We start from the raw sequence: 18,942 nt of genomic DNA, 5'->3' as shown, positions 1-18,942 counted from the left end.
GGTTATTGGCTGAATGTCTGCTGGATTAACTGTAAGGAGGTTTCCTTTAAGTGAAAGGGCACATAAATTTCAATCTCACCAAATACCGGATAACTGCTGTCCTGTTTGTTCAGTTGCTGCACAGGTATCTGATTTTCAGACAACATTCCGTACACTATACTGGCTTCTGCCAGGCTTTTGGTGGTAAACACTTTAGTCCACTGATTCATTCGCAACAAGGTTGGTTGGTTTGGGAAAAAATGCATTGGCTTCCTTTTTCAAAAAAAGAATAGCAGGCACAACAACGATTAATCCAATTAATCCATACCAGATGGGCATGGATTCTTCAATGGCTTCCTTGAGAGGTTTACCTGCTTTGGTGTACATGAATATTTGAATAACAACCACTGCATTATTTAAGAAGTGCATGAGAATCGCCAACCAAATATTTTTACTGTAATGATAAATCAAACCCAGCACAACACCTAATGCTACCCTGGGTAAAAAACCAAAATAGGAACCATGAATGGCACTGAAAACAATTGAGGCAATTAAAATACCCAGGAATGCATTTTTAGTTAATCCAACCAATATCCTTTGTAATCCTGAACGAAACAATACTTCTTCAAAAATGGCCGGGGCAACCGCAATTACCAATAATCCCAGTAATAAATCCCAGACATCTTTCATATTGGCCAGCGACAACATGGTTTTAATATAATCATCCTCCATCTGTCTGGCTTTGGCTAAGAAAGAGGCGGGCATAGGGATTATTTCATTGATTTCTGCCAGTGAACCGCTGATAAAAAGAGAACCGAAAGCAATGGCACCTGCAGCAGCCACTTGTTTAATTGTTAAATTACTATTGAAGCCCAGTTCCTTCATGGGTGATGGGTAGGCAATTCTGGCAACGGCCCAGGATGGAATAAAGAAAGCCAGAAAAGTGGCAAAAGCATTGGCAAAACGTGAAAACTGTACGTTTTCAGGTCTTAATAAGGCGTCTCCGGCCTGCATTAACGGCACTTCCAACACAAGAGAACTTAACCAGCTCAGGAGCAATCCGCTAAGTATTAAACTGACTCCTAAAAAACCCAACAACATGCCTAACTGGCTGGAATATGCAACAACTGGTCTCTGATTCATTAAAATGCGTAATAAGATTGTAAATTTGCCATTCCTTTTTTCATTCACCAACTAAATAATGATAAAAGGATCATCTGCAATATGGTAAAAATAGATCAAATAGAACTGCCCGATTTCCCTTTATTACTTGCACCCATGGAAGATGTTAGCGATCCTCCGTTCAGGGCGGTATGTAAAGACAATGGAGCCGACCTGATGTACACAGAGTTCATCAGCAGTGAGGGTTTAATCAGAGATGCCATCAAAAGCAGACAGAAGCTCGACATATTCGAATACGAACGACCGGTGGGCATTCAGATTTTTGGGGGAGACGAAGAAGCACTTTCTTTAAGTGCCAAAATAGTAGAAACGGTAAACCCTGATTTACTGGACATCAATTTTGGATGCCCGGTTAAAAAAGTGGCCTTGAGAGGAGCGGGTGCCGGTGTATTAAAAGATATTGATCTGATGGTTCGCTTAACAGAAGCCACGGTAAAAAGCACCAAGCTTCCTGTTACGGTAAAAACCAGACTGGGATGGGACGATCAGAGCAAGAATATTGAAGAAGTGGCAGAAAGATTGCAGGACGTGGGCATCAAGGCATTGGCCATTCACGGAAGAACAAGGGCGCAGATGTATAAGGGAGAAGCAGACTGGACTTTGATTGGAAAAGTAAAAAACAACCCCAGAATCAAAATCCCCATTTTTGGTAACGGCGATATCGACAGTCCTCAAAAAGCCAAACTATACAAAGAACGTTACGGTGTAGATGGTATTATGATTGGAAGGGCCGCTATTGGATATCCCTGGATATTCAGAGAAATAAAACATTATCTGGCCACTGGTGAAATTTTACCTGCTCCAACATTGTCAGAAAGAATTGAAGTATGTAAAAAACACTTACGCAAATCGGTTGAATGGAAGGGACCTAAAGTGGGCATCTTCGAAATGCGCAGACATTATACAAACTACCTCAAAGGCTTGCCTGGTATTAAAGATTACAGGGCCAGGTTGGTAACCTTAATGGAACCTGCCGAAATAGAAGGTGTATTAGACGAAGTAACCGCCAACTACACAGGATATGAGTTTGAGAGAACCCCTATTGAACTAATCGACTATCACCAGAAATGTCCCATTAACTAGTGACATGTTTTTGGGTGAAACCCATTGTGAATAGTAAGCCATCAGGATACCTGTTTCATCAATTAGATATTTGGAAAAGTTCCAGTCGGGTTCTTTATCGCACCAGCCATTTTTCGCAGGGTTAGTGAGCCATTGGTAAACCGGCAGTTGCCCGGCACCTTTAATTACCTGTCCTTTTTTCATAAGTTGAAAAGTAACTCCATAATTTATTTTACAGAAAGCAGCAATGTCTTCATCTGATTTTTTTTCCTGCTCTTTAAAATCATTTGCAGGAAATCCAAGAATCACCAGGCGATCGCCATACTTTTTGTGCAATGCTTCCAGTTCTTCATATTGTCCGGTGTAACCACAATCACTGGCTGTGTTAACCAGCAAAACCTTTTTGCCTCTTAATTCGCTGAAATGAAGCGTATCTCCGTTGTTTTTTATAGCAGACAATTCGTAGAAGGTTTCCCGGGGCTTAATGGCTTTTTCATTAACCAGCATCGTCTTACTAGACTTCCCGGCAAGCTTCCCAAAAAACATAATAATAGGGTAAGCTTTTTTCATGATTGATTGTCTCCAGGTCATATCGGGTTCTTTTATCAGAAAAGCTGCAACACCAAGTACTACAGCCAACAGAAATAGTTTTCTCATATACATTTTTGAAAGGTAAAATGTTCAGGGGTTAGCCAATTAACCACTTCAATAATTTCAGCTTGCCGGTGAAAGGAGGATATTTTAGTGCAGGATCGAACCAGGTAGGTGTTTTCATCACCGACTTTTTATGACTGAAAGTATCAAAGCTTTGTTTCCCGTGATAAGCACCTGTACCGCTGAAACCCCTGCCTCCAAAAGGAAGATTGGGATTGGTTAAATGCAGACTGGCTGTATTAACACAGGCACCTCCGGATGGAATAGCTTCTAACCATGCTTTTTCTTTTTCAGCGCTTCCGGTGAATACATAGAAGGCAAGTGGATTAGGATTTCTGTTAATGATCGCCTTGGCTTCTTCCAGTGTAGAGAAAGTAAGAATGGGTAATACGGGTCCAAAAATTTCGTCGCGCATAATATTGGAATCAACCGAAACGCCATCGAGCAAAGTGGGTTCAATATACAAATTGGCTTCATCGTATTTACCGCCATATACAATAGTGCCATCCGATAAATAAGAGACAATTCTGTTGAATTGTTTCTGGTTAATGATTCGGCCATATGCATCAGACTCTGCGGCATTGGATCCATAAAACTGAGGAATGTATTTTTTAAGTGCCTCAATTAATTGAACACGCTTTGATTCATGCACCAATACATAGTCAGGTGCCACACACATCTGACCCGCATTAGAGAACTTCGGCATGGCAATGCGCCTGGCAGCAACAGAAATATTGGCGTCAGCTTCCACAACACAGGGGCTTTTACCACCCAATTCCAGCGTAACAGGCACCAGATTTTCTGCAGCCATTTTATAAATTATTTTACCTACCGAAGTACTGCCCGTATAAAAAACATGATCAAATACAAACTGATTCATCATTGCAGGAATAACCGTAGCGCCATCTCCTTTTACATAAAGTACCTGCTCCGGAGGAAAAACAGCCTGAACAATTTTTTCCATTACGGCTTCTGTGGCAGGAGCAAACTCGCTGGGTTTCAGAACCACTGTATTACCAGCTGCAATGGCCCCCATCAAAGGAGTAAACAACAACTGGAAAGGATAATTCCAGGGACCAATCACCAGCACAACCCCCAGGGGCTCACGAAGTATGGAAGAACTGGAAGGAAGATTTAGCAAATTGGTTGTAACTGGTTCCGCTTCCATCCAGGAAGACAAATGTTTCAGCGTTTCCTTTAACTCAGTAAGAAAAAAACCATTCTCTGTAACCCAGGTTTCTTCCCGGCTTTTATGCAGGTCTTTAAAAAGCGCATCATAAATTTCTTCTTCAAATTCTTCCACTGCTTTTTTCAACAACAGTAACTGCTGTTTTCTAAAAGCATAAGGCCTGGTAGCACCAGATTCAAAAAACTTTTTCTGTTGCTGCAATTGTGCAATAAGGGCTTGCATTTGTAAAAAAATTTAGAAGAACAAGTTAGCACTTATTAAACTGGAAACAGCCTACATCCACGCATCAATTTTCATTCTCTTGTTTTGCAAATTTCAGTATATTCATACCTCACAATTGCTCAATATGAAAAAGAAAGAAAATCCAGAAAAACAATCAGCTCAACCCAATTCCAGGCGTTCCTTTCTAAGGAATGCAGGCCTTGCTGCCGCAGGGTTTTACATTGTACCCCGTCATGTGCTGGGACGAGGTTTTATTGCCCCCAGTGATAAACTCCAGATTGCAGGTATTGGTGCAGGCGGAAAAGGAGAAAGCGATTTGTGGAGTTTCTACAATAGCGGAAAAGCAGACATCGCTTTTTTATGTGATGTAGACGACAGACAGTCTAAAAAGAGCAGAGAGCGTTATCCAAAAGCTAAGTACTACAAGGATTACCGCGAAATGCTCGATAAAGAACACAAATATATTGATGCGGTTTCAGTATCAACACCCGACCATATGCACGCCATTCAAGGGCTTGCAGCCATGCAATTGAAAAAGCATGTATATATTCAAAAGCCATTATCACATAATATTTCCGAAGCAAGAGAACTAACAGAAGCAGCTCACAAATACAAAGTAGTTACTCAGATGGGTAACCAGGGTGCCAGTGGGGATGGAGTAAGAAAACTAATTGACTGGTACAATGCTGGATTAATAGGCGACGTGCACACTATTTACTGTTACACAGACCGTCCGGTTTGGCCACAGGGTGTTGGTTGGCCTACCACCAAAGGAACCGTTCCTGAAGGTTTGGACTGGAACTTATGGCAAGGGGTTGCTCCGGCTAAAGATTATGTAGATGGTTTATTGCCATTTAACTGGAGAGGCTGGTGGGATTACGGTACCGGCGCATTGGGTGATATGGCTTGTCATATCATGGCACCTGCATTTGCTGTATTGGGATTGGGATATCCTGTGTCTGCAGAGTGTAGTGTGGCTACCCGTTACCTGCAACCATGGACCCGTGCTTATTATCCGGAAAGCTGCCCAACCGCTTCACATATAATCCTGACCTTTAAAGGACAAAACGGTAAACCCGATGTAAAACTTCATTGGATGGATGGTGGTATTCAACCCGCACGTCCGGAAGAATTGGGACCCAATGAAATGATGGGAGATGGTGGAAACGGAGCCATCTTTGAAGGAACCAAGGGAAAAATGATTTGCGGCACTTATGGTGCATTGCCTAACTTATTACCTACTTCTAAGAGCAAAGAATACGATAATGTTCCGCAAACCATCAAGCGTGTACCCAAAGGTGATAATGGTCACTATGCTGCATGGGTAGAAGCGGCTATTGCCGGATATGGTTCTGCTCAGGCAAAAGAACTCAGCTCTAACTTCGACATTGCCGGACCTTTAACGGAGAGTGTACTGATGGGTAACCTGGCCATCAGAAGCTTTGATATTCAGAAGAAAGTTGGCGGTAGAGTATCTTATCCAGGCAGAAATATCAAATTGCTTTGGGATGGTCCGAATATGAAGATCACCAACTTCGACGAAGCCAATCAATTTGTAAGAAAGGAATACAGAACTTTCTAATCAGAGATAAATCCTAAAACATCGAATAAAACAAAACCCAGTGCAAAATCGGCACTGGGTTTTTTATTTTAAGAATCCTAAAGGACACTAAATAGAAAAATCCTTCATATAGGCTGCATTCTTCTCAGCACTTTCCAGCGGATTAGAACCCGTGAATGCTTCCTGTTCAACAATATGATGCTTCATGCCATATTTCTGCATTTGACCCAGGATTTTTTTGAAGTCAATATCGCCCTTACCAATCTGGCAAGACTCAATACCTTTGGCTGTTTTAGTCTGATCTTTTACATGACATAGTCTAAAGCGATTCGGATATTTTTTAGCCCAGGCAACCGGATCTTCATTGGCTGCTACTACCCAGTAAATATCCATTTCATAATCAACCAGGCCAGCATCGGTACCCTCCATCATAACCGTCTGAGGAACCAATCCATCTAATACTTTAAAGGAATAATCGTGGTTATGATAAGCAAAACGGATTCCGTTTTTCTTGCAGATTTCTCCGCACTTATTAAACTCGTCGTTAAAACGTTTAAAGTTGTCAATAGATTTCTGTGGTCCTTTGTAAGCACAAATCAGGTAATTAACACCCACTTCTGCTGCTTCAGCTGCTTTGCGTTCAAAGTCTACTGTATTGTTACAATGCGAAGAAACCAAAGTCATTCCCAGATCATCCATATATTTTTTGAACTCCGTATTTTTCCAGCCCCAGAAAAATCCTTTCGGGCCTTCAAAACTTTCAATCTGCTTATAACCATAAGAAGAAAGTTTGGCCAAAGTGCCTTTGGCATCTTTCATCATATCTTCTTTCACTGTCCATAATTGCAAGCCAAAAGCAGACAGTTTTTTGGCTTCTCCAAAACTGGAAAGAAAATTAGCTTTCCCGGCAAATGGCAAACTCAAACCGGCTGCTGCAAATCCCGCCGTTTTTAAAAAATCTCTTCTGTTGTTACTCATACTTTTTATTTGAAAGCGTGTATCAATTTAAATCAAATGCTGTGCCATGTTGCTTTACAGCCTTGGCACTTTACTTATACTACTAGGTAGCCCAGGCCTTATCGCCTTTTTTGTACTCAGTACATCCTTCAAATTTACCAGGCACTGCTACATAACGCAATACTTTGGTAGCACCCACTTCAGAAGTAAAGAAGCCCCATAGGGTAAGTTCTTTCATCATTCTGAAATAATGCGGAAGCTCTTCCGGTTTTTTCTTTTCCTGGAATGCTTTTGCTTCTGCATCCAATTCGGTTAGCATTTTGGTGCGCTCTTCTGCGGAAGCTTTCATAAAGCTAGTACCCTTTAACTTGGAAAGACCTTCCATGAAAACTTTTGCTTCTTCCGGCTTATAGCAATCTTTTACAATTACGGTCATGAACTCACCCACATTGGCTTCTTTGGCACCGGGGGTATCTGTTTTAGGAAGTATGGTTTCAGCAACTTCATTTAAAAATGCTATGTCTTCCGGCGTAAAAGCAACTGCATCACCAGCAGTAGATTTACAGCCAGACAAAAATGCCTGAGAGCCTAAAATGGTTCCGCCCAATAACAGCGCAACACTGGATAATGCTTCTCTTCTATTCATCATGGTATAATGCGTTTAATGAGTTTATAAATTTCCTTTTTTCAATTCGCTTACAGCAAAATCAACTGCGCGTGCTGTAAAAGCCATATAGGTTAATGATGGGTTTACACATGCTGCTGAAGTCATGAAAGAACCATCGGTAACAAATACATTGGGAGCATCCCAGATCTGATTGTATTTGTTTACTACCGAAGTTTTAGGATCAGCACCCATTCTGGCAGTACCCATTTCATGAATACCTCTTCCCAATACGCCATTTGCATCGTAACCACGTACATCTTTTACTCCTGCATTGGTTAACATTTCAATAGCGTCGGCCTGCATGTCCTTACGCATTTTAAGTTCGTTTTCTTTTAACTCAGCGTCTATTTTCAATACATTCAAGCCCCACTTGTCTTTTACTGTTTTATCAAGGGTTACAAAGTTTTTATGGTCAGGCAATACTTCACCAAAGCCCATAATACCCATTGACCAGCCACCTGGTTCAGAAATGGCTTCTTTGAATGCTGCGCCAATGGTAGCTTCTGCTACATTACTGCCCCATCCACCTCTGTTACCACTACCCTGATAGCCAAAGCCTCTCAGGTATTCACGTTTATCATTGCCAATATTCTGGTAACGTGGAATATAAATGCCATTGGCTCTTCTTCCGAACGTGTATTTGTCTTCGTAGCCCTCTACTTTTCCGCCGGCACCTACGCCAAGATGGTGGTCCATAATATTGTGACCCAATTCGCCACTGCTGCTTCCCAATCCGCCTTCCCAAACATCGGTTGCAGAATTCATCAGAATCCAGGCAGAGTTTAAAGTAGAAGCATTTAAGAAAACAATCTTAGACTTATAAACATAGGTCTTGTTGGTTTCCGCATCCAGCACTTCAACACCGGTTGCACGCTTGGTGTCCTTATCGTATAAAATCTTGGTTACGATGCTCCAGGGTCTTAAAGTAAGATTACCGGTTTTCATCGCCGCAGGCAAAGTAGAACTCTGTGTGCTGAAATAAGCACCAAAAGGACAACCCAGCCAGCATTTATTACGGAACTGACAGGAAGATCTTCCTTCATGCTCCTTGGTTAAGTTGGCAGTACGGCCAATAATCATGGCACGTTGTCCCTTATAATATTCCTGTAAACGTTTGGCTACATCTTTTTCAACGCAGGTCATTTCCATCGGAGGTAAAAACTGACCATCAGGTAATACAGACAAACCATCTCTGTTTCCGCTGATACCTGCAAAACGCTCAACATAATCGTACCAGGGTTCAATTTCCTTATATCGTACCGGCCAGTCAACCGCTATACCATCTTTTGCATTGGCTTCAAAATCCAGATCGCTCCAGCGATAGCTCTGACGTCCCCATAACAAAGAGCGTCCGCCTACATGATATCCCCTGAACCAGTCGTAACGCTTCACTTCCACGTAAGGGCTTTCCTTGTCGTTCACCCACATGCCATAAGTCTGTTCATTCAAAGGATAGTCGCGATCGAGCACAGGATTCTGCGCAATCATTTCCTGGGTTTTTCTTCCGTGGTGCGGATAATCCCAGGCTTCTTTATTAGCATTCACATAATCCTTTACGTGTTCAATGTTGCGACCTCTTTCGAGCATCAATACTTTTAAGCCTTTCTCTGTTAGCTCCTTTGCCGCCCAGCCGCCGCTGATGCCAGAGCCAATCACAATCGCGTCGAAATTTTGTTCAGCCATGTTAGATGTTTAAGCTTTGATGGTTTAAAAAATAGTTATTAAATATTACAGATTTCAATTGCTTTTTTCAATGAACCCAGTTTGTCCTTTGCAATAGGAATGAATTCCTGAGCCACATATCCTTTGAAGCCCGTTTCCACAATGGCTTTCATGATGGCAGGATAATACAATTCCTGTGACTCATCAATTTCATGACGACCAGGTACGCCAGCCGTATGGTAATGTCCAATATAAGCTGCATTGTTGCGGATGGTTCTGATAACATCTCCTTCATCTATCTGCATATGGTAGATATCGTAGAGTAATTTGAAATGCTCTGACCCTACCATTTTGCAAAGCTCCACTCCCCAGGCAGTTTTATCGCACATATAATCTTTGTGGTCTACTTTACTGTTCAGTAACTCCATGATAATGGTAACCCCTCTTTTCTCAGCAAGCGGCATAATTTTTTTCAAGCCTTCTGCAGCATTCTTTAATCCGGTTGCATCATCCATTCCATTACGGTTACCACTAAAACAAATCAGGTTTTTATACCCTGCATCTGCCACCAGGTTAATATGCTCTGTATAGTTTTTAATCAACGTTGCATGATACTGCGGGTCGTTCCATCCCTTTACCAGACTGATTTCTGCCCCATTACACATAGTAGAAACCATACCATGCTTTTTTAAAGTTGGCCAGTCTTTCGGACCCACTAAATCAATTCCGGTTATACCTAATTTTTTAGCTTCAATACATAATTCGTCTAAGGATAATCCATCGAAACACCAGCGACAAACCGAATGATTTATATTTCCTTTCATAGTAATTGAACCCGTTGCGCAGGACGCTAAAGTTGGAATAAGGGGAGCCGATGCAACAGCAACTGATCCCGTTATTATGTTTTTGATGGCAGACCGCCTATTGGAAGATTTTTTCATACAGCATTCAGAACCCTAATATAATTATTTGTTTGCAGTAAACTTCCATGAAATATATAAAATGTTCAAGAAGGTCTTTGATTCGGTGAACAAATAACAAGAATGATTCCTCTTTATTAAATGAATATAATCGGCGATTATGATTAAATTAGAGGCGCTTATCCAAACAATAAATTAAAAAATATACTTATGGCCAGAAAATTAAGAATGGGAATGATTGGCGGGGGCAAAGACGCTTTTATTGGAGCAATCCACCGTTTAGCTGCCAATATGGATGGACAAATAGAACTGGTATGTGGTGCATTGAGCATTAATCCAGCCATAGCACAGGAATCAGGGGAAATGTTGTTCCTGCCTCAGGATCGCATTTATATGACTTATGACGAAATGATTACGAAGGAAGCAGCTTTGCCTGCAGACAAGCGAATGGATTTTGTAACCATCGTTACACCCAACTTCGCCCACTTTGCACCAGCTATGATGGCATTGGAGCATGGTTTTCACGTTGTAATAGAAAAACCCATCACTTTTACGCTGGACGAGGCCAAGCAATTAAAAGCTAAAGTGGAAGAAACAGGATTAACACTATGCTTAACGCATACTTATTCAGGCTATCCAATGGTAAAACAGGCCAGGGCAATGGTTGCTGAAGGCGCTTTGGGTAAAATCAGAAAAGTATGGGTAGAATACCCTCAGGGATGGTTAAGCAAGCTGAGCGAAAGAGAAGGCAATGCACAGGCAGCCTGGAGAACCGATCCCAAAAAATCCGGAAAGAGCGGAAGTATGGGAGACATTGGCACCCACGCAGCGCATTTAGCTGAATATGTAACCGGTGCGCAGATTAGCAAAATTTGCGCTGACTTAAATACCAAGGTTGAAGGAAGAATGCTGGACGACGATGGATCTGTATTGTTGCATTTTAACAGCGGCGCATCGGGTGTTCTAATGGCATCTCAGGTAGCAGCAGGAGAAGAAAACGCACTAAAAATAAGAGTATACGGAGAAAAAGGAGGTTTGGAATGGGCACAGATGGAGCCCAATACCTTAATTGTAAAATGGCTGGAAGCACCGATGCAGATTTTACGTGCCGGAGCCAATTACACCGATCGCTTGTCTATCTTTGCCACCAGTAACTGCAGAACACCGGGCGGACATCCGGAAGGATACCTGGAAGCATTTGCCAATATCTACAAAAACTTTGCGGCAACCGTGCAGGCCAAAATTGAAGGACGTACCCCAACCAAAGAACAACTGGATTTTCCGGGCGTAGAAGATGGTATCAGAGGGATGGCATTTATTGACAATGTAGTAGCATCTGCCAACTCAGATGTAAAGTGGACCGAACATAAAATATAATTCATGACCAATATTAAAGGACCAGGTATTTTCCTGGCGCAGTTTATGGGCGACACAGCCCCGTTTAATTCATTGGCGTCTATCTGCCAGTGGGCAGCATCATTGGGTTTTAAAGGAGTGCAGATTCCTTCCTGGGATGCCCGTTGTATAGATTTACAAAAAGCAGCAGAAAGCAAAACCTATGCAGATGAAATCAGGGGGATTGTAGCTGCCGCAGGGTTAGAAATTACTGAGCTATCCACGCACTTGCAGGGACAACTGGTAGCAGTGAACCCTGCTTATGACGCACTTTTCGATGGTTTTGCACCCGAAGCTTTAAGAGGCAATCCCAAAGCCAGAACAGAATGGGCGGTGCAGCAATTAAAGTATGCAGCAAAAGCTTCTCAAAACCTGGGACTCAATGCGCACGCCACTTTCAGCGGTGCATTGTTGTGGCAAACCGTATATCCCTGGCCACAAAGACCAGCGGGATTGGTGGAAACAGGATTTACTGAGCTGGCTAAGAGATGGATGCCCATCTTAAATGAATTTGATGCTAATGGTGTTGACCTTTGCTATGAAATTCATCCTGGAGAAGATTTACATGATGGCGTTACTTATGAAATGTTTTTGGAAAAAGTAAATAACCATCCACGTGCCTGTTTACTCTACGATCCTTCTCACTTTGTATTGCAATGCCTGGACTACAAAGCCTATATAGACCATTACCATGAGCGTATTAAAATGTTCCATGTAAAAGATGCCGAGTTTAATCCAACAGGAAAACAGGGTGTTTATGGTGGTTATCAGGGTTGGGTTGAAAGAGCTGGCAGATTCAGATCGCTGGGAGACGGGCAGGTAGATTTCAAAACCATTTTCAGCAAACTGGCACAGTACAACTATACGGGCTGGGCGGTGATGGAATGGGAATGTGCATTGAAGCATCCTGAAACCGGTGCAGCAGAAGGCGCTCCGTTTATTCAGCAGCATATTATCCGTGTTACGGATAAAACATTTGATGATTTTGCCGGCACGGGTTCTGATGAAAATTTTAATAAAACAATCTTAGGTATCAACTAACTTTAACCACGCTACTAACAAGTAGCGTTTCATCATTAAAACGAACGATTATGAAAAAGTACTTAGTGCTATTTGCCATTACCGGATTAGTAGCTGCAGCCTGCGGCGGTAGTGAAGAGAAGAAAGAAGAAAAAGCAGCTGAACCAGCAGCAGCTCCTGTAGCAGACCTTAGCAGCAACCCTGACTACACAAAGGGATTGGAGCTGGTTGGCAAATCAGATTGCTTAACCTGTCATAAAGTGAACGATAAATTAATCGGGCCATCTTATAAGGAAGTAGCAAACAAATATGAAGCAACAGAAGAGAACATCAGTATGTTGGCTGGCAAAATCATCAAAGGTGGTAAAGGTGTTTGGGGAGAAGTTCCAATGACTCCGCATCCACAAATCAGCGAAGACGATGCAAAAGCTATGGTTAAATATGTTTTATTACTTAAGTAAGCCACATGAATCAATTAATTTGGGTTACTGCAATTGGAGCTGCTTTAATAACTGCTACCCTTAACAGAAAAAACCTTCCGCCTGCAACTGAAAACAAATCAACGGTTTCTTTGTCAGCCAGTCCCAATAACGCGAGAGCGAAATGGATTAAACTGTTTGATGGCAAAACAACTAATGGCTGGAAAACCTATGCTAAGGACAGCATTGGAAGCGCCTGGAAAGTAGAAGACGGCGTATTGTTCTTAGACTCGAAAGCCAAAAAGGAACAGAAACTGGGCGGAGGTGATATTATTCACGAAAAATCATTTGAAAATTTTCATCTTCGTCTGGAATGGAAAGTTTCTAAAAATGGCAACAGTGGTATTATTTTCTGGGCACAAAACGATCCGGCAAAATACAAAGCTGTTTGGCATACCGGACCTGAAATGCAGGTATTGGACAATGGCGGACATCCGGATGCAAAAATCAGAAAACACCGTGCCGGTGATTTATACGATTTAATTGAAGGACCAGACACAGTTGTAAAGCCAGTTGGTGAATGGAACAAGGCAGAGATTATTTCTAAAAACGGAACGCTGGAATTAAAACTGAATGGTGTTACAACCGTTAAAACCACATATGGAGACGAAGCATGGTTTAACTTAATTGCCAATAGCAAATTCAAAACCATGTCTGGATTCGGCAGAACTTTTAGCGGACATATTGCCTTGCAGGACCATGGAGACGATGTATGGTTCCGCAATATTGAAATCAAGGAATTATAATGCAAACCCTGAACCACGAGTACTTCATGCAACAGGCATTGAAAGAAGCCCAGCTGGCTTTTGATGCAGATGAAGTACCCGTGGGTGCAGTGGTGGTAATGAATAATCAAATTATTGCAAGAGCCCACAACCAGGTGGAGCTATTGAACGATTCAACTGCGCACGCAGAAATACTGGCCCTCACTTCTGCCTATAGTTCATTAGGCGCCAAATACTTACCAGAAGCCACTTTATACGTAACGGTAGAACCCTGCCTCATGTGCTGCGGCGCTATCTACTGGGGTAAATTAGGACGCATTGTTTACGGAGCCTCCGACGAAAAAAACGGTTACAAGCATCTCACAAAAGAACAGTGGCCCTTTCATCCCAAGACAGAATTAATCTCAGGCATATTAGAAGCCGACTGTGCATTCTTAATGCGTTCTTTTTTCAGAGCCAAGCGATAATTCGCTGTACATTGCTCAAATAAACACTTCGCGCGCGGCCGAGGATTGAATTCACGTAACGTGATATTTAATTATACATGCAATCCTCGAATGCTTGCTCAGAATTTATTCGAGAAATGATTGCATACGAGAGGTAGATTTATCTGTTTGAACTAAAAGAACTAAGTGAGCATTCGGCAATACTAGTATTGTCTGTCTTAAAATAAATAAGCGAGCATTCGAGAAATGCTAGTTTTCGGTGGTTTTGAAGTTAAAGTAATTGGCATTTCTCGGCCGCGAGCGTTTGATTTTAAGACAGACGCTTCATTTATGTCGAATTGCGAAAGAATTTATTGATTTAACAGCCATTTAAACCAATGCCGCGTAAATTTGTAATTCATACATACACATTTTAAACAGAAATATTATGTCATTTACACTAGCACCTTTACCCTATGCGCACGATGCGCTTGAACCACATATTGACACTACTACCATGCAAATTCACCATGGCAAGCACCACCAGGCTTATGTTGACAACTTAAACAAAGCCATCGCTGGTACACCCAACGAAGGAAAGTCTTTGGAAGAGTTGGTGCAAGCTGCTGGTAGCATCAGCCCTGCTGTCCGTAACAATGGTGGTGGTCACTGGAACCATACTTTCTTCTGGGAAAGCCTTGCACCCAATGCAGGTGGAACACCTTCAGGTGAATTAGCAGATGCCATTAATGCTGCTTTCGGTTCATTTGATGCGTTCAAAGAAAAATTTGCGAACGCTGGTATGACTCGTTTTGGAAGTGGCTGGGCCTGGTTAATTGTAAAAGACGGTAAACTGGAAGTAAGCTCTACGCCAAATCAGGACAACCCCTTAATGGATGTTGCTGAAGTAAAAGGAACGCCAATCTTAGGTGCGGATGTTTGGGAGCATGCCTACTATCTTAAATACCAGAACCGCAGAGCAGATTATTTAGCTGCTTTCTGGAATGTAGTTAACTGGAGCAAAGTAGCAGAGCGTTTTGCTGCAGCCAAGTAAATAAAATCTTGTATTTTCACATCACGCTGTAGGTTTCTGCAGCGTGATTTTTTTTAAATATAGTTGTATGAAAAACCTATTTGCCTTTTTTGTTTTAAGCAGTTTACTAATCGCCTGTGCCGGAAATGATAAAACCATTATCATTATGAGTAAAGGAGAAGCCTCAGTAGATTTAAATGCAGGAACCATTCAGGCAAAAGACGGGGCAGGTCATGAAGAAAAACTGGTAGCCGTAAACAAAGCCAATATCAGTTTTAAACTCAATACCCCGGCAGGTGAAGCTACTGTTGAGTTGAAGGAAAATGGTCTGTATGTAATCAACGTTAAGAATGACACCATCATCGGCAGTTATCAACCCTATACCAGTGCATCTCAGGCACAAAAAGTAATTACTCAGGAAAGCCTGTCTCAAAAAATTGATTCTCTGCAATTATTGAGTGAAGGAAAAAATGTAACAGTTGCCAACAGGAATTACTTCATTTTACCGAACCAGTCAACATTTATTACCAGCAATCCACTGGCTCAGGTAGTAGGACCTTATCACCAGATGCGTTCCGCAGAAAAAGTTGATGGGAAAGATCCGGAAATCTATCGCTTCTATAGTATCAAGGAAATCAGAGAGATGATCACTAAACTCAGAGCGTTAACGGTTGCGCCTGAATAAATTTAAGGAACCGGATCCCAGCCAGAACCACCGCCAGGCCTGCATTTGCTGAGTCGCTTGATAAGTAACCATCCACCTTTAAAGATCCCGTGCTTTTTTAATGCTTCTTCACCGTATTGAGAGCAAGTAGGTACAAATCTGCACTTGGGTCCCATTACAGGAGAAATAATGTACTGGTATACTTTAATAAAAGGAATCAATACATATCCAAGCAATCGGGTTACAGAAAATTGGCTTTGCCGGCTTTTCTCAGAAGTTATTGAGGGATTACAACTGCTACACATGGCTTGGGGTTTCATTGATTTTTCGAACCAATTTTTCCAGGACTTTTTCCATGGTTTCTTTTAGCGCGGCAAACTCAGGCAGCTCTTTACCGATATATAAAAAGAATACATTCAAAGACGGTGTCTTTTGTTCCATTGCAGCATAAAGCGGGTGCTTTTGTGTTCTGTATACTTCGCGCAACAATCGTTTAACCCTGTTTCGGTCATTGGCTTTCTTAAAAATCCTTGAACTCACACCTACACCGGCTTGAACATTGCCTGAATTAACTTCTTCCGACAAGGTGTAAAACACTTTAATCGGGAAAATACTAAACGACTTACCCCTGGCAAATAGCCCTTCCAAAGCTTTTCTGCTTTTTAATTTTTCGTTTTTGGAATAAGTGTTTTTGGTATCCATGCTTTACAAAACTAAAAAAGCTCCGTCACAAAGACGGAGCTCAATATGATTTGCCCAACAGGATTCATTTGATTCCTGCTTCCTCAGTGAGGATTGGAGGGATTACTTTAATCCTTTTTCGCTGGAAACGGTAAGTTTCTTGCGACCTTTCGCTCTGCGGCTTGCCAGTACTTTACGGCCATTAGCAGACTCCATACGTTTACGGAAACCGTGTACGGTTTTACGACGACGCTTGTGTGGTTGGAATGTACGTTTCATTGATGTCTTTTTTTACTAACCCTAAAATATGGTTTCATTTCAATGCTGCAGTCACCATACCGCCGCTTGTGAAAGGACGGCAAAATTAAGTAAAAAAGATTAATGACCCAATAGTATATGCTCCGATTTCAAGGATTTTCCGAAGAAAATAGCCCCTTTTTCATCAAAATCGGCAGTTGAATCGGTGGTACAGAACCTGATTTGCCCTTTTTTTGAGCATTGATCCTCCAGGGCAGGGTGCCTTTCCAGGTAATTTGCCAGACTTTGGGCTACAATTTCCCCCTGTGCAATCAACTGAATATGATCAGGAAGATTAGCGGAAATTTTAGGAATAAGAAGCGGATAATGGGTGCAAGCCAGTAAAATAGTGTCAATGGCCGGTGATTGTTGCAAAAGCTGACCCAGGCTTTCTTTTACAAAATAGTCTGCTCCTGATCCTTCATGCGCTCCATTCTCAATTAAGGGCACCCACATGGGGCAGGCCTGCTGATACACAGCCATTTCAGGAAAGAAATGGGCAATTTCCAGAATATAGCTTTCACTGATAACGGTTCCCTTGGTTGCCAGTACCCCCAGCTGGCCCGATTCCGAGAAACGACCAATCACTTCTGCGGTGGGTCTGATCACCCCGAGAACCCTTTTAGATGGCCCGTAACTGGATAAATCTTTTTGTTGAATGGTGCGCAATGCCTTGGCGGAAGCTGTATTACAGGCTAATATTACCAGTTCACAGCCTTGTTTAAAAAACCAGTCTACTGCTTCTAAAGTATATTGGTAAACAGTTTCAAAAGAACGGGTGCCATAGGGTGCTCTGGCGTTATCTCCTAAATAGAGATAATCGTATTGGGGAAGTGTGTTTACCAGTTCTTTTAAAATGGTCAAACCTCCGTATCCACTGTCAAAAACGCCAATCGGTGCTGATGGTTGCATGGTCTAAAGATAAAAACAAAAACCTCTCTGAAGTAAATCAGAGAGGCTATATCAATGCTTTAATTATAATCAGACAAGACTATCCTTTTCCTGCTGGCTTAGCCGCTGGTTTGGTTGGAGCCGGAGCACCGCTGCTTCCGGAAGCTGCTTTCCATGCGTCTTCAATTTCCTTTGGTAAAGGAAGCTTTAATTTCTGTGCTGCACGGATAGTAATATTATCCAATAAATTAGGTCTTACATAAGGAGAAATGGTTTCTGCTTTTAAAACCAATGTATACTTCTGTTCAGCAACTACTTCCTGAACGGCAGCATATAATTTTTGTCTGAATGGATCTACCAGTTCTTCGTATTTAGCTTGTTCCATTTGCTGAGAATATTCAGTCCAGTTAACCAATTTGTAACGGGCCTGTAGTAATTCTCTGGTTGCCATTTCTCTTGCTTTAGGAGGCATAGTTGCAGAATCTTTTTTGAAGATGCTGTCTCTGCGTTGGTAGTCAGCCAAAGTATATTTGTACTCTTCTTGCAAAGAGTCTATTCTGTAGCTATTTAAAAGGGTGTCAATTTTAGCAATACCAGGGAACAAAGAAAGAGCGGCTTGCTCATCAAAATAACCAATTTTAACCTGAGCGCTGGCGCTGTTAGAGAAAAGTGTAACCGCAGCGATTGCCACACACACAAAGAGAAATTTTTTCATTGTAATGAAATTTATTGTTTGTTTTTGATTAACTAGTTTCTTATGCCCAACTCTCTCAAAACCTCATCGGATTTATCCAGTTTGGGGTCGGCAAATATAACGGTAATTCCTTCACTTTTATCCAAGATAAAATCATAAACCCTTGCTACTGCTATTTTTTGAATGGCATTGTAGACTTTATCCTGTATAGGTTTAACTAATTTTTGACGTTCCTTGAACAAATCTCCTTCGTATCCGAAGCGCTTTTTCTGCAAATCGCGGATTTCCTTTTCTTTTACAAAAAGTTCATCTTCCCGTTTTTTCTTCAACTCCTCGGTTAGCATTACCTGCTCTGCTTCGTAGTTTTTATACATTTTGTCGAGGATTGCCTGCTTATCGTCAATTTCTTTCTGCCATTGTTCCCCTACCAGCTGCAGCTTTTTGTCTGCGTCTTTGTACTCCGGTATTTTACTCAGAATGTACTTGGTGTCAATAATGGCATAACGTTGTTGTGCGCTTACTACAGTAGTAAGCAATAAAAGCGTGGTAAAAGCAACTAGAATTTTTTTCATACCGATAATTT

23 protein-coding genes are annotated in these 18,942 nt (G+C 41.8%); 9 read left to right on the top strand and 14 right to left on the bottom strand.

Translation table 11 applies throughout. The annotated features are described in order from the left end of the window. Positions 1 to 2 precede the first annotated feature (2 nt). Together P767_RS0112175 and P767_RS17740 are read right to left on the bottom strand one after the other, a co-directional pair. Complete coding sequence (locus tag P767_RS0112175) at positions 3 to 209, bottom strand: putative signal transducing protein (protein WP_037351802.1); 207 nt, start codon at positions 207 to 209, stop codon at positions 3 to 5. Next, the gene (locus P767_RS17740) at positions 193 to 1,122 is read right to left on the bottom strand and encodes a CPBP family intramembrane glutamic endopeptidase (protein ID WP_157611518.1); all 930 of its coding nucleotides are present in this window, start codon (positions 1,120 to 1,122) and stop codon (positions 193 to 195) included. Before P767_RS17740 ends, P767_RS0112175 begins: the two co-directional genes overlap by 17 nt. 81 nt (positions 1,123 to 1,203) lie before the next feature. Here P767_RS17740 and dusB point away from each other — a divergent pair, with 81 nt between their 5' ends. Beyond that, positions 1,204 to 2,244 carry a tRNA dihydrouridine synthase DusB gene (gene dusB, locus P767_RS0112165; RefSeq protein WP_026764731.1) on the top strand — a complete coding sequence of 347 codons (1,041 nt, stop codon included), beginning with the start codon at positions 1,204 to 1,206 and terminating at the stop codon, positions 2,242 to 2,244. Here the strand turns inward: dusB and P767_RS16980 are convergent. Continuing rightward, a complete protein-coding gene (locus P767_RS16980; RefSeq protein ID WP_245586887.1) occupies positions 2,209 to 2,880 on the bottom strand; it encodes a glutathione peroxidase in 672 nt (223 codons plus the stop codon). The genes dusB and P767_RS16980 overlap by 36 nt on opposite strands. 31 nt (positions 2,881 to 2,911) lie before the next feature. Then, entirely contained in the window at positions 2,912 to 4,288 is a 1,377-nt protein-coding gene (locus P767_RS0112155; protein ID WP_026764730.1) for an aldehyde dehydrogenase, read from the bottom strand. A 124-nt stretch (positions 4,289 to 4,412) separates the two neighbouring features. Here P767_RS0112155 and P767_RS0112150 point away from each other — a divergent pair, with 124 nt between their 5' ends. Beyond that, positions 4,413 to 5,870, top strand: a complete 1,458-nt coding sequence (locus tag P767_RS0112150; protein WP_026764729.1) for a Gfo/Idh/MocA family protein — start codon at positions 4,413 to 4,415, stop codon at positions 5,868 to 5,870. A gap of 87 nt (positions 5,871 to 5,957) precedes the next feature. Here P767_RS0112150 and P767_RS0112145 read toward each other — a convergent pair whose 3' ends face one another. The 4 genes from P767_RS0112145 to P767_RS0112130 all read right to left on the bottom strand — a co-directional run bounded on the left by P767_RS0112145 (position 5,958) and on the right by P767_RS0112130 (position 9,959). Then, the gene (locus P767_RS0112145; RefSeq protein ID WP_037351798.1) at positions 5,958 to 6,827 is read right to left on the bottom strand and encodes a TIM barrel protein; all 870 of its coding nucleotides are present in this window, start codon (positions 6,825 to 6,827) and stop codon (positions 5,958 to 5,960) included. An 82-nt stretch (positions 6,828 to 6,909) separates the two neighbouring features. Beyond that, on the bottom strand, positions 6,910 to 7,455 hold the full coding sequence (locus tag P767_RS0112140; RefSeq protein WP_316929607.1) for a gluconate 2-dehydrogenase subunit 3 family protein: 546 nt from the start codon (positions 7,453 to 7,455) through the stop codon (positions 6,910 to 6,912). Between the two features lie 21 nt (positions 7,456 to 7,476). After that, positions 7,477 to 9,156, bottom strand: coding sequence for a GMC oxidoreductase (locus tag P767_RS0112135; RefSeq protein WP_026764726.1), 1,680 nt, complete (start codon positions 9,154 to 9,156; stop codon positions 7,477 to 7,479). Between the two features lie 38 nt (positions 9,157 to 9,194). Beyond that, positions 9,195 to 9,959, bottom strand: coding sequence for a hydroxypyruvate isomerase family protein (locus P767_RS0112130; protein ID WP_245586886.1), 765 nt, complete (start codon positions 9,957 to 9,959; stop codon positions 9,195 to 9,197). 306 nt (positions 9,960 to 10,265) lie between these two features. Here P767_RS0112130 and P767_RS0112125 point away from each other — a divergent pair, with 306 nt between their 5' ends. The 7 genes from P767_RS0112125 (at position 10,266) to P767_RS0112095 (ending at position 15,817) form a co-directional block, all read left to right on the top strand. Continuing rightward, positions 10,266 to 11,432 (top strand): Gfo/Idh/MocA family protein, encoded by a 1,167-nt coding sequence (locus tag P767_RS0112125; protein WP_026764724.1) that lies wholly within the window; start codon positions 10,266 to 10,268, stop codon positions 11,430 to 11,432. Between the two features lie 3 nt (positions 11,433 to 11,435). Beyond that, positions 11,436 to 12,491 carry a sugar phosphate isomerase/epimerase family protein gene (locus P767_RS0112120; RefSeq protein WP_026764723.1) on the top strand — a complete coding sequence of 352 codons (1,056 nt, stop codon included), beginning with the start codon at positions 11,436 to 11,438 and terminating at the stop codon, positions 12,489 to 12,491. A 50-nt stretch (positions 12,492 to 12,541) separates the two neighbouring features. Continuing rightward, positions 12,542 to 12,931 carry a c-type cytochrome gene (locus P767_RS0112115; protein WP_026764722.1) on the top strand — a complete coding sequence of 130 codons (390 nt, stop codon included), beginning with the start codon at positions 12,542 to 12,544 and terminating at the stop codon, positions 12,929 to 12,931. Positions 12,932 to 12,936: 5 nt separating this feature from the next. Continuing rightward, a complete protein-coding gene (locus P767_RS16975) occupies positions 12,937 to 13,695 on the top strand; it encodes a 3-keto-disaccharide hydrolase (RefSeq protein ID WP_084799938.1) in 759 nt (252 codons plus the stop codon). After that, positions 13,695 to 14,141, top strand: coding sequence for a nucleoside deaminase (locus tag P767_RS0112105; RefSeq protein ID WP_026764721.1), 447 nt, complete (start codon positions 13,695 to 13,697; stop codon positions 14,139 to 14,141). Before P767_RS16975 ends, P767_RS0112105 begins: the two co-directional genes overlap by 1 nt. Before the next feature lie 406 nt (positions 14,142 to 14,547). Further along, complete coding sequence (locus P767_RS0112100) at positions 14,548 to 15,153, top strand: superoxide dismutase (protein WP_026764720.1); 606 nt, start codon at positions 14,548 to 14,550, stop codon at positions 15,151 to 15,153. Between the two features lie 67 nt (positions 15,154 to 15,220). Further along, positions 15,221 to 15,817: a hypothetical protein gene (locus P767_RS0112095; RefSeq protein WP_026764719.1), complete on the top strand. Its 597-nt coding sequence runs from the start codon at positions 15,221 to 15,223 to the stop codon at positions 15,815 to 15,817. Between the two features lie 2 nt (positions 15,818 to 15,819). Here the strand turns inward: P767_RS0112095 and yidD are convergent, their stop codons facing one another. The 6 genes from yidD to P767_RS0112070 form a co-directional block, all read right to left on the bottom strand. Next, a complete protein-coding gene (yidD, locus tag P767_RS0112090) occupies positions 15,820 to 16,101 on the bottom strand; it encodes a membrane protein insertion efficiency factor YidD (protein WP_084799936.1) in 282 nt (93 codons plus the stop codon). Beyond that, on the bottom strand, positions 16,094 to 16,498 hold the full coding sequence (locus P767_RS0112085) for a ribonuclease P protein component (protein WP_026764717.1): 405 nt from the start codon (positions 16,496 to 16,498) through the stop codon (positions 16,094 to 16,096). Before P767_RS0112085 ends, yidD begins: the two co-directional genes overlap by 8 nt. Before the next feature lie 102 nt (positions 16,499 to 16,600). Further along, positions 16,601 to 16,756 carry a 50S ribosomal protein L34 gene (gene rpmH / locus P767_RS18000; RefSeq protein WP_071840084.1) on the bottom strand — a complete coding sequence of 52 codons (156 nt, stop codon included), beginning with the start codon at positions 16,754 to 16,756 and terminating at the stop codon, positions 16,601 to 16,603. 99 nt (positions 16,757 to 16,855) lie between these two features. Then, the gene (gene murI / locus P767_RS0112080; protein WP_026764716.1) at positions 16,856 to 17,686 is read right to left on the bottom strand and encodes a glutamate racemase; all 831 of its coding nucleotides are present in this window, start codon (positions 17,684 to 17,686) and stop codon (positions 16,856 to 16,858) included. 79 nt (positions 17,687 to 17,765) lie between these two features. Further along, a complete protein-coding gene (locus P767_RS0112075; RefSeq protein ID WP_026764715.1) occupies positions 17,766 to 18,380 on the bottom strand; it encodes an OmpH/Skp family outer membrane protein in 615 nt (204 codons plus the stop codon). A gap of 32 nt (positions 18,381 to 18,412) precedes the next feature. Then, positions 18,413 to 18,931 carry an OmpH/Skp family outer membrane protein gene (locus P767_RS0112070; RefSeq protein WP_026764714.1) on the bottom strand — a complete coding sequence of 173 codons (519 nt, stop codon included), beginning with the start codon at positions 18,929 to 18,931 and terminating at the stop codon, positions 18,413 to 18,415. Positions 18,932 to 18,942 lie beyond the last annotated feature (11 nt).

It is taken from the genome of Sediminibacterium salmoneum NBRC 103935 (assembly GCF_000511175.1).
Lineage (GTDB): Bacteria > Bacteroidota > Bacteroidia > Chitinophagales > Chitinophagaceae > Sediminibacterium > Sediminibacterium salmoneum.
This window is presented reverse-complemented; position numbering and strand designations above follow the sequence as displayed.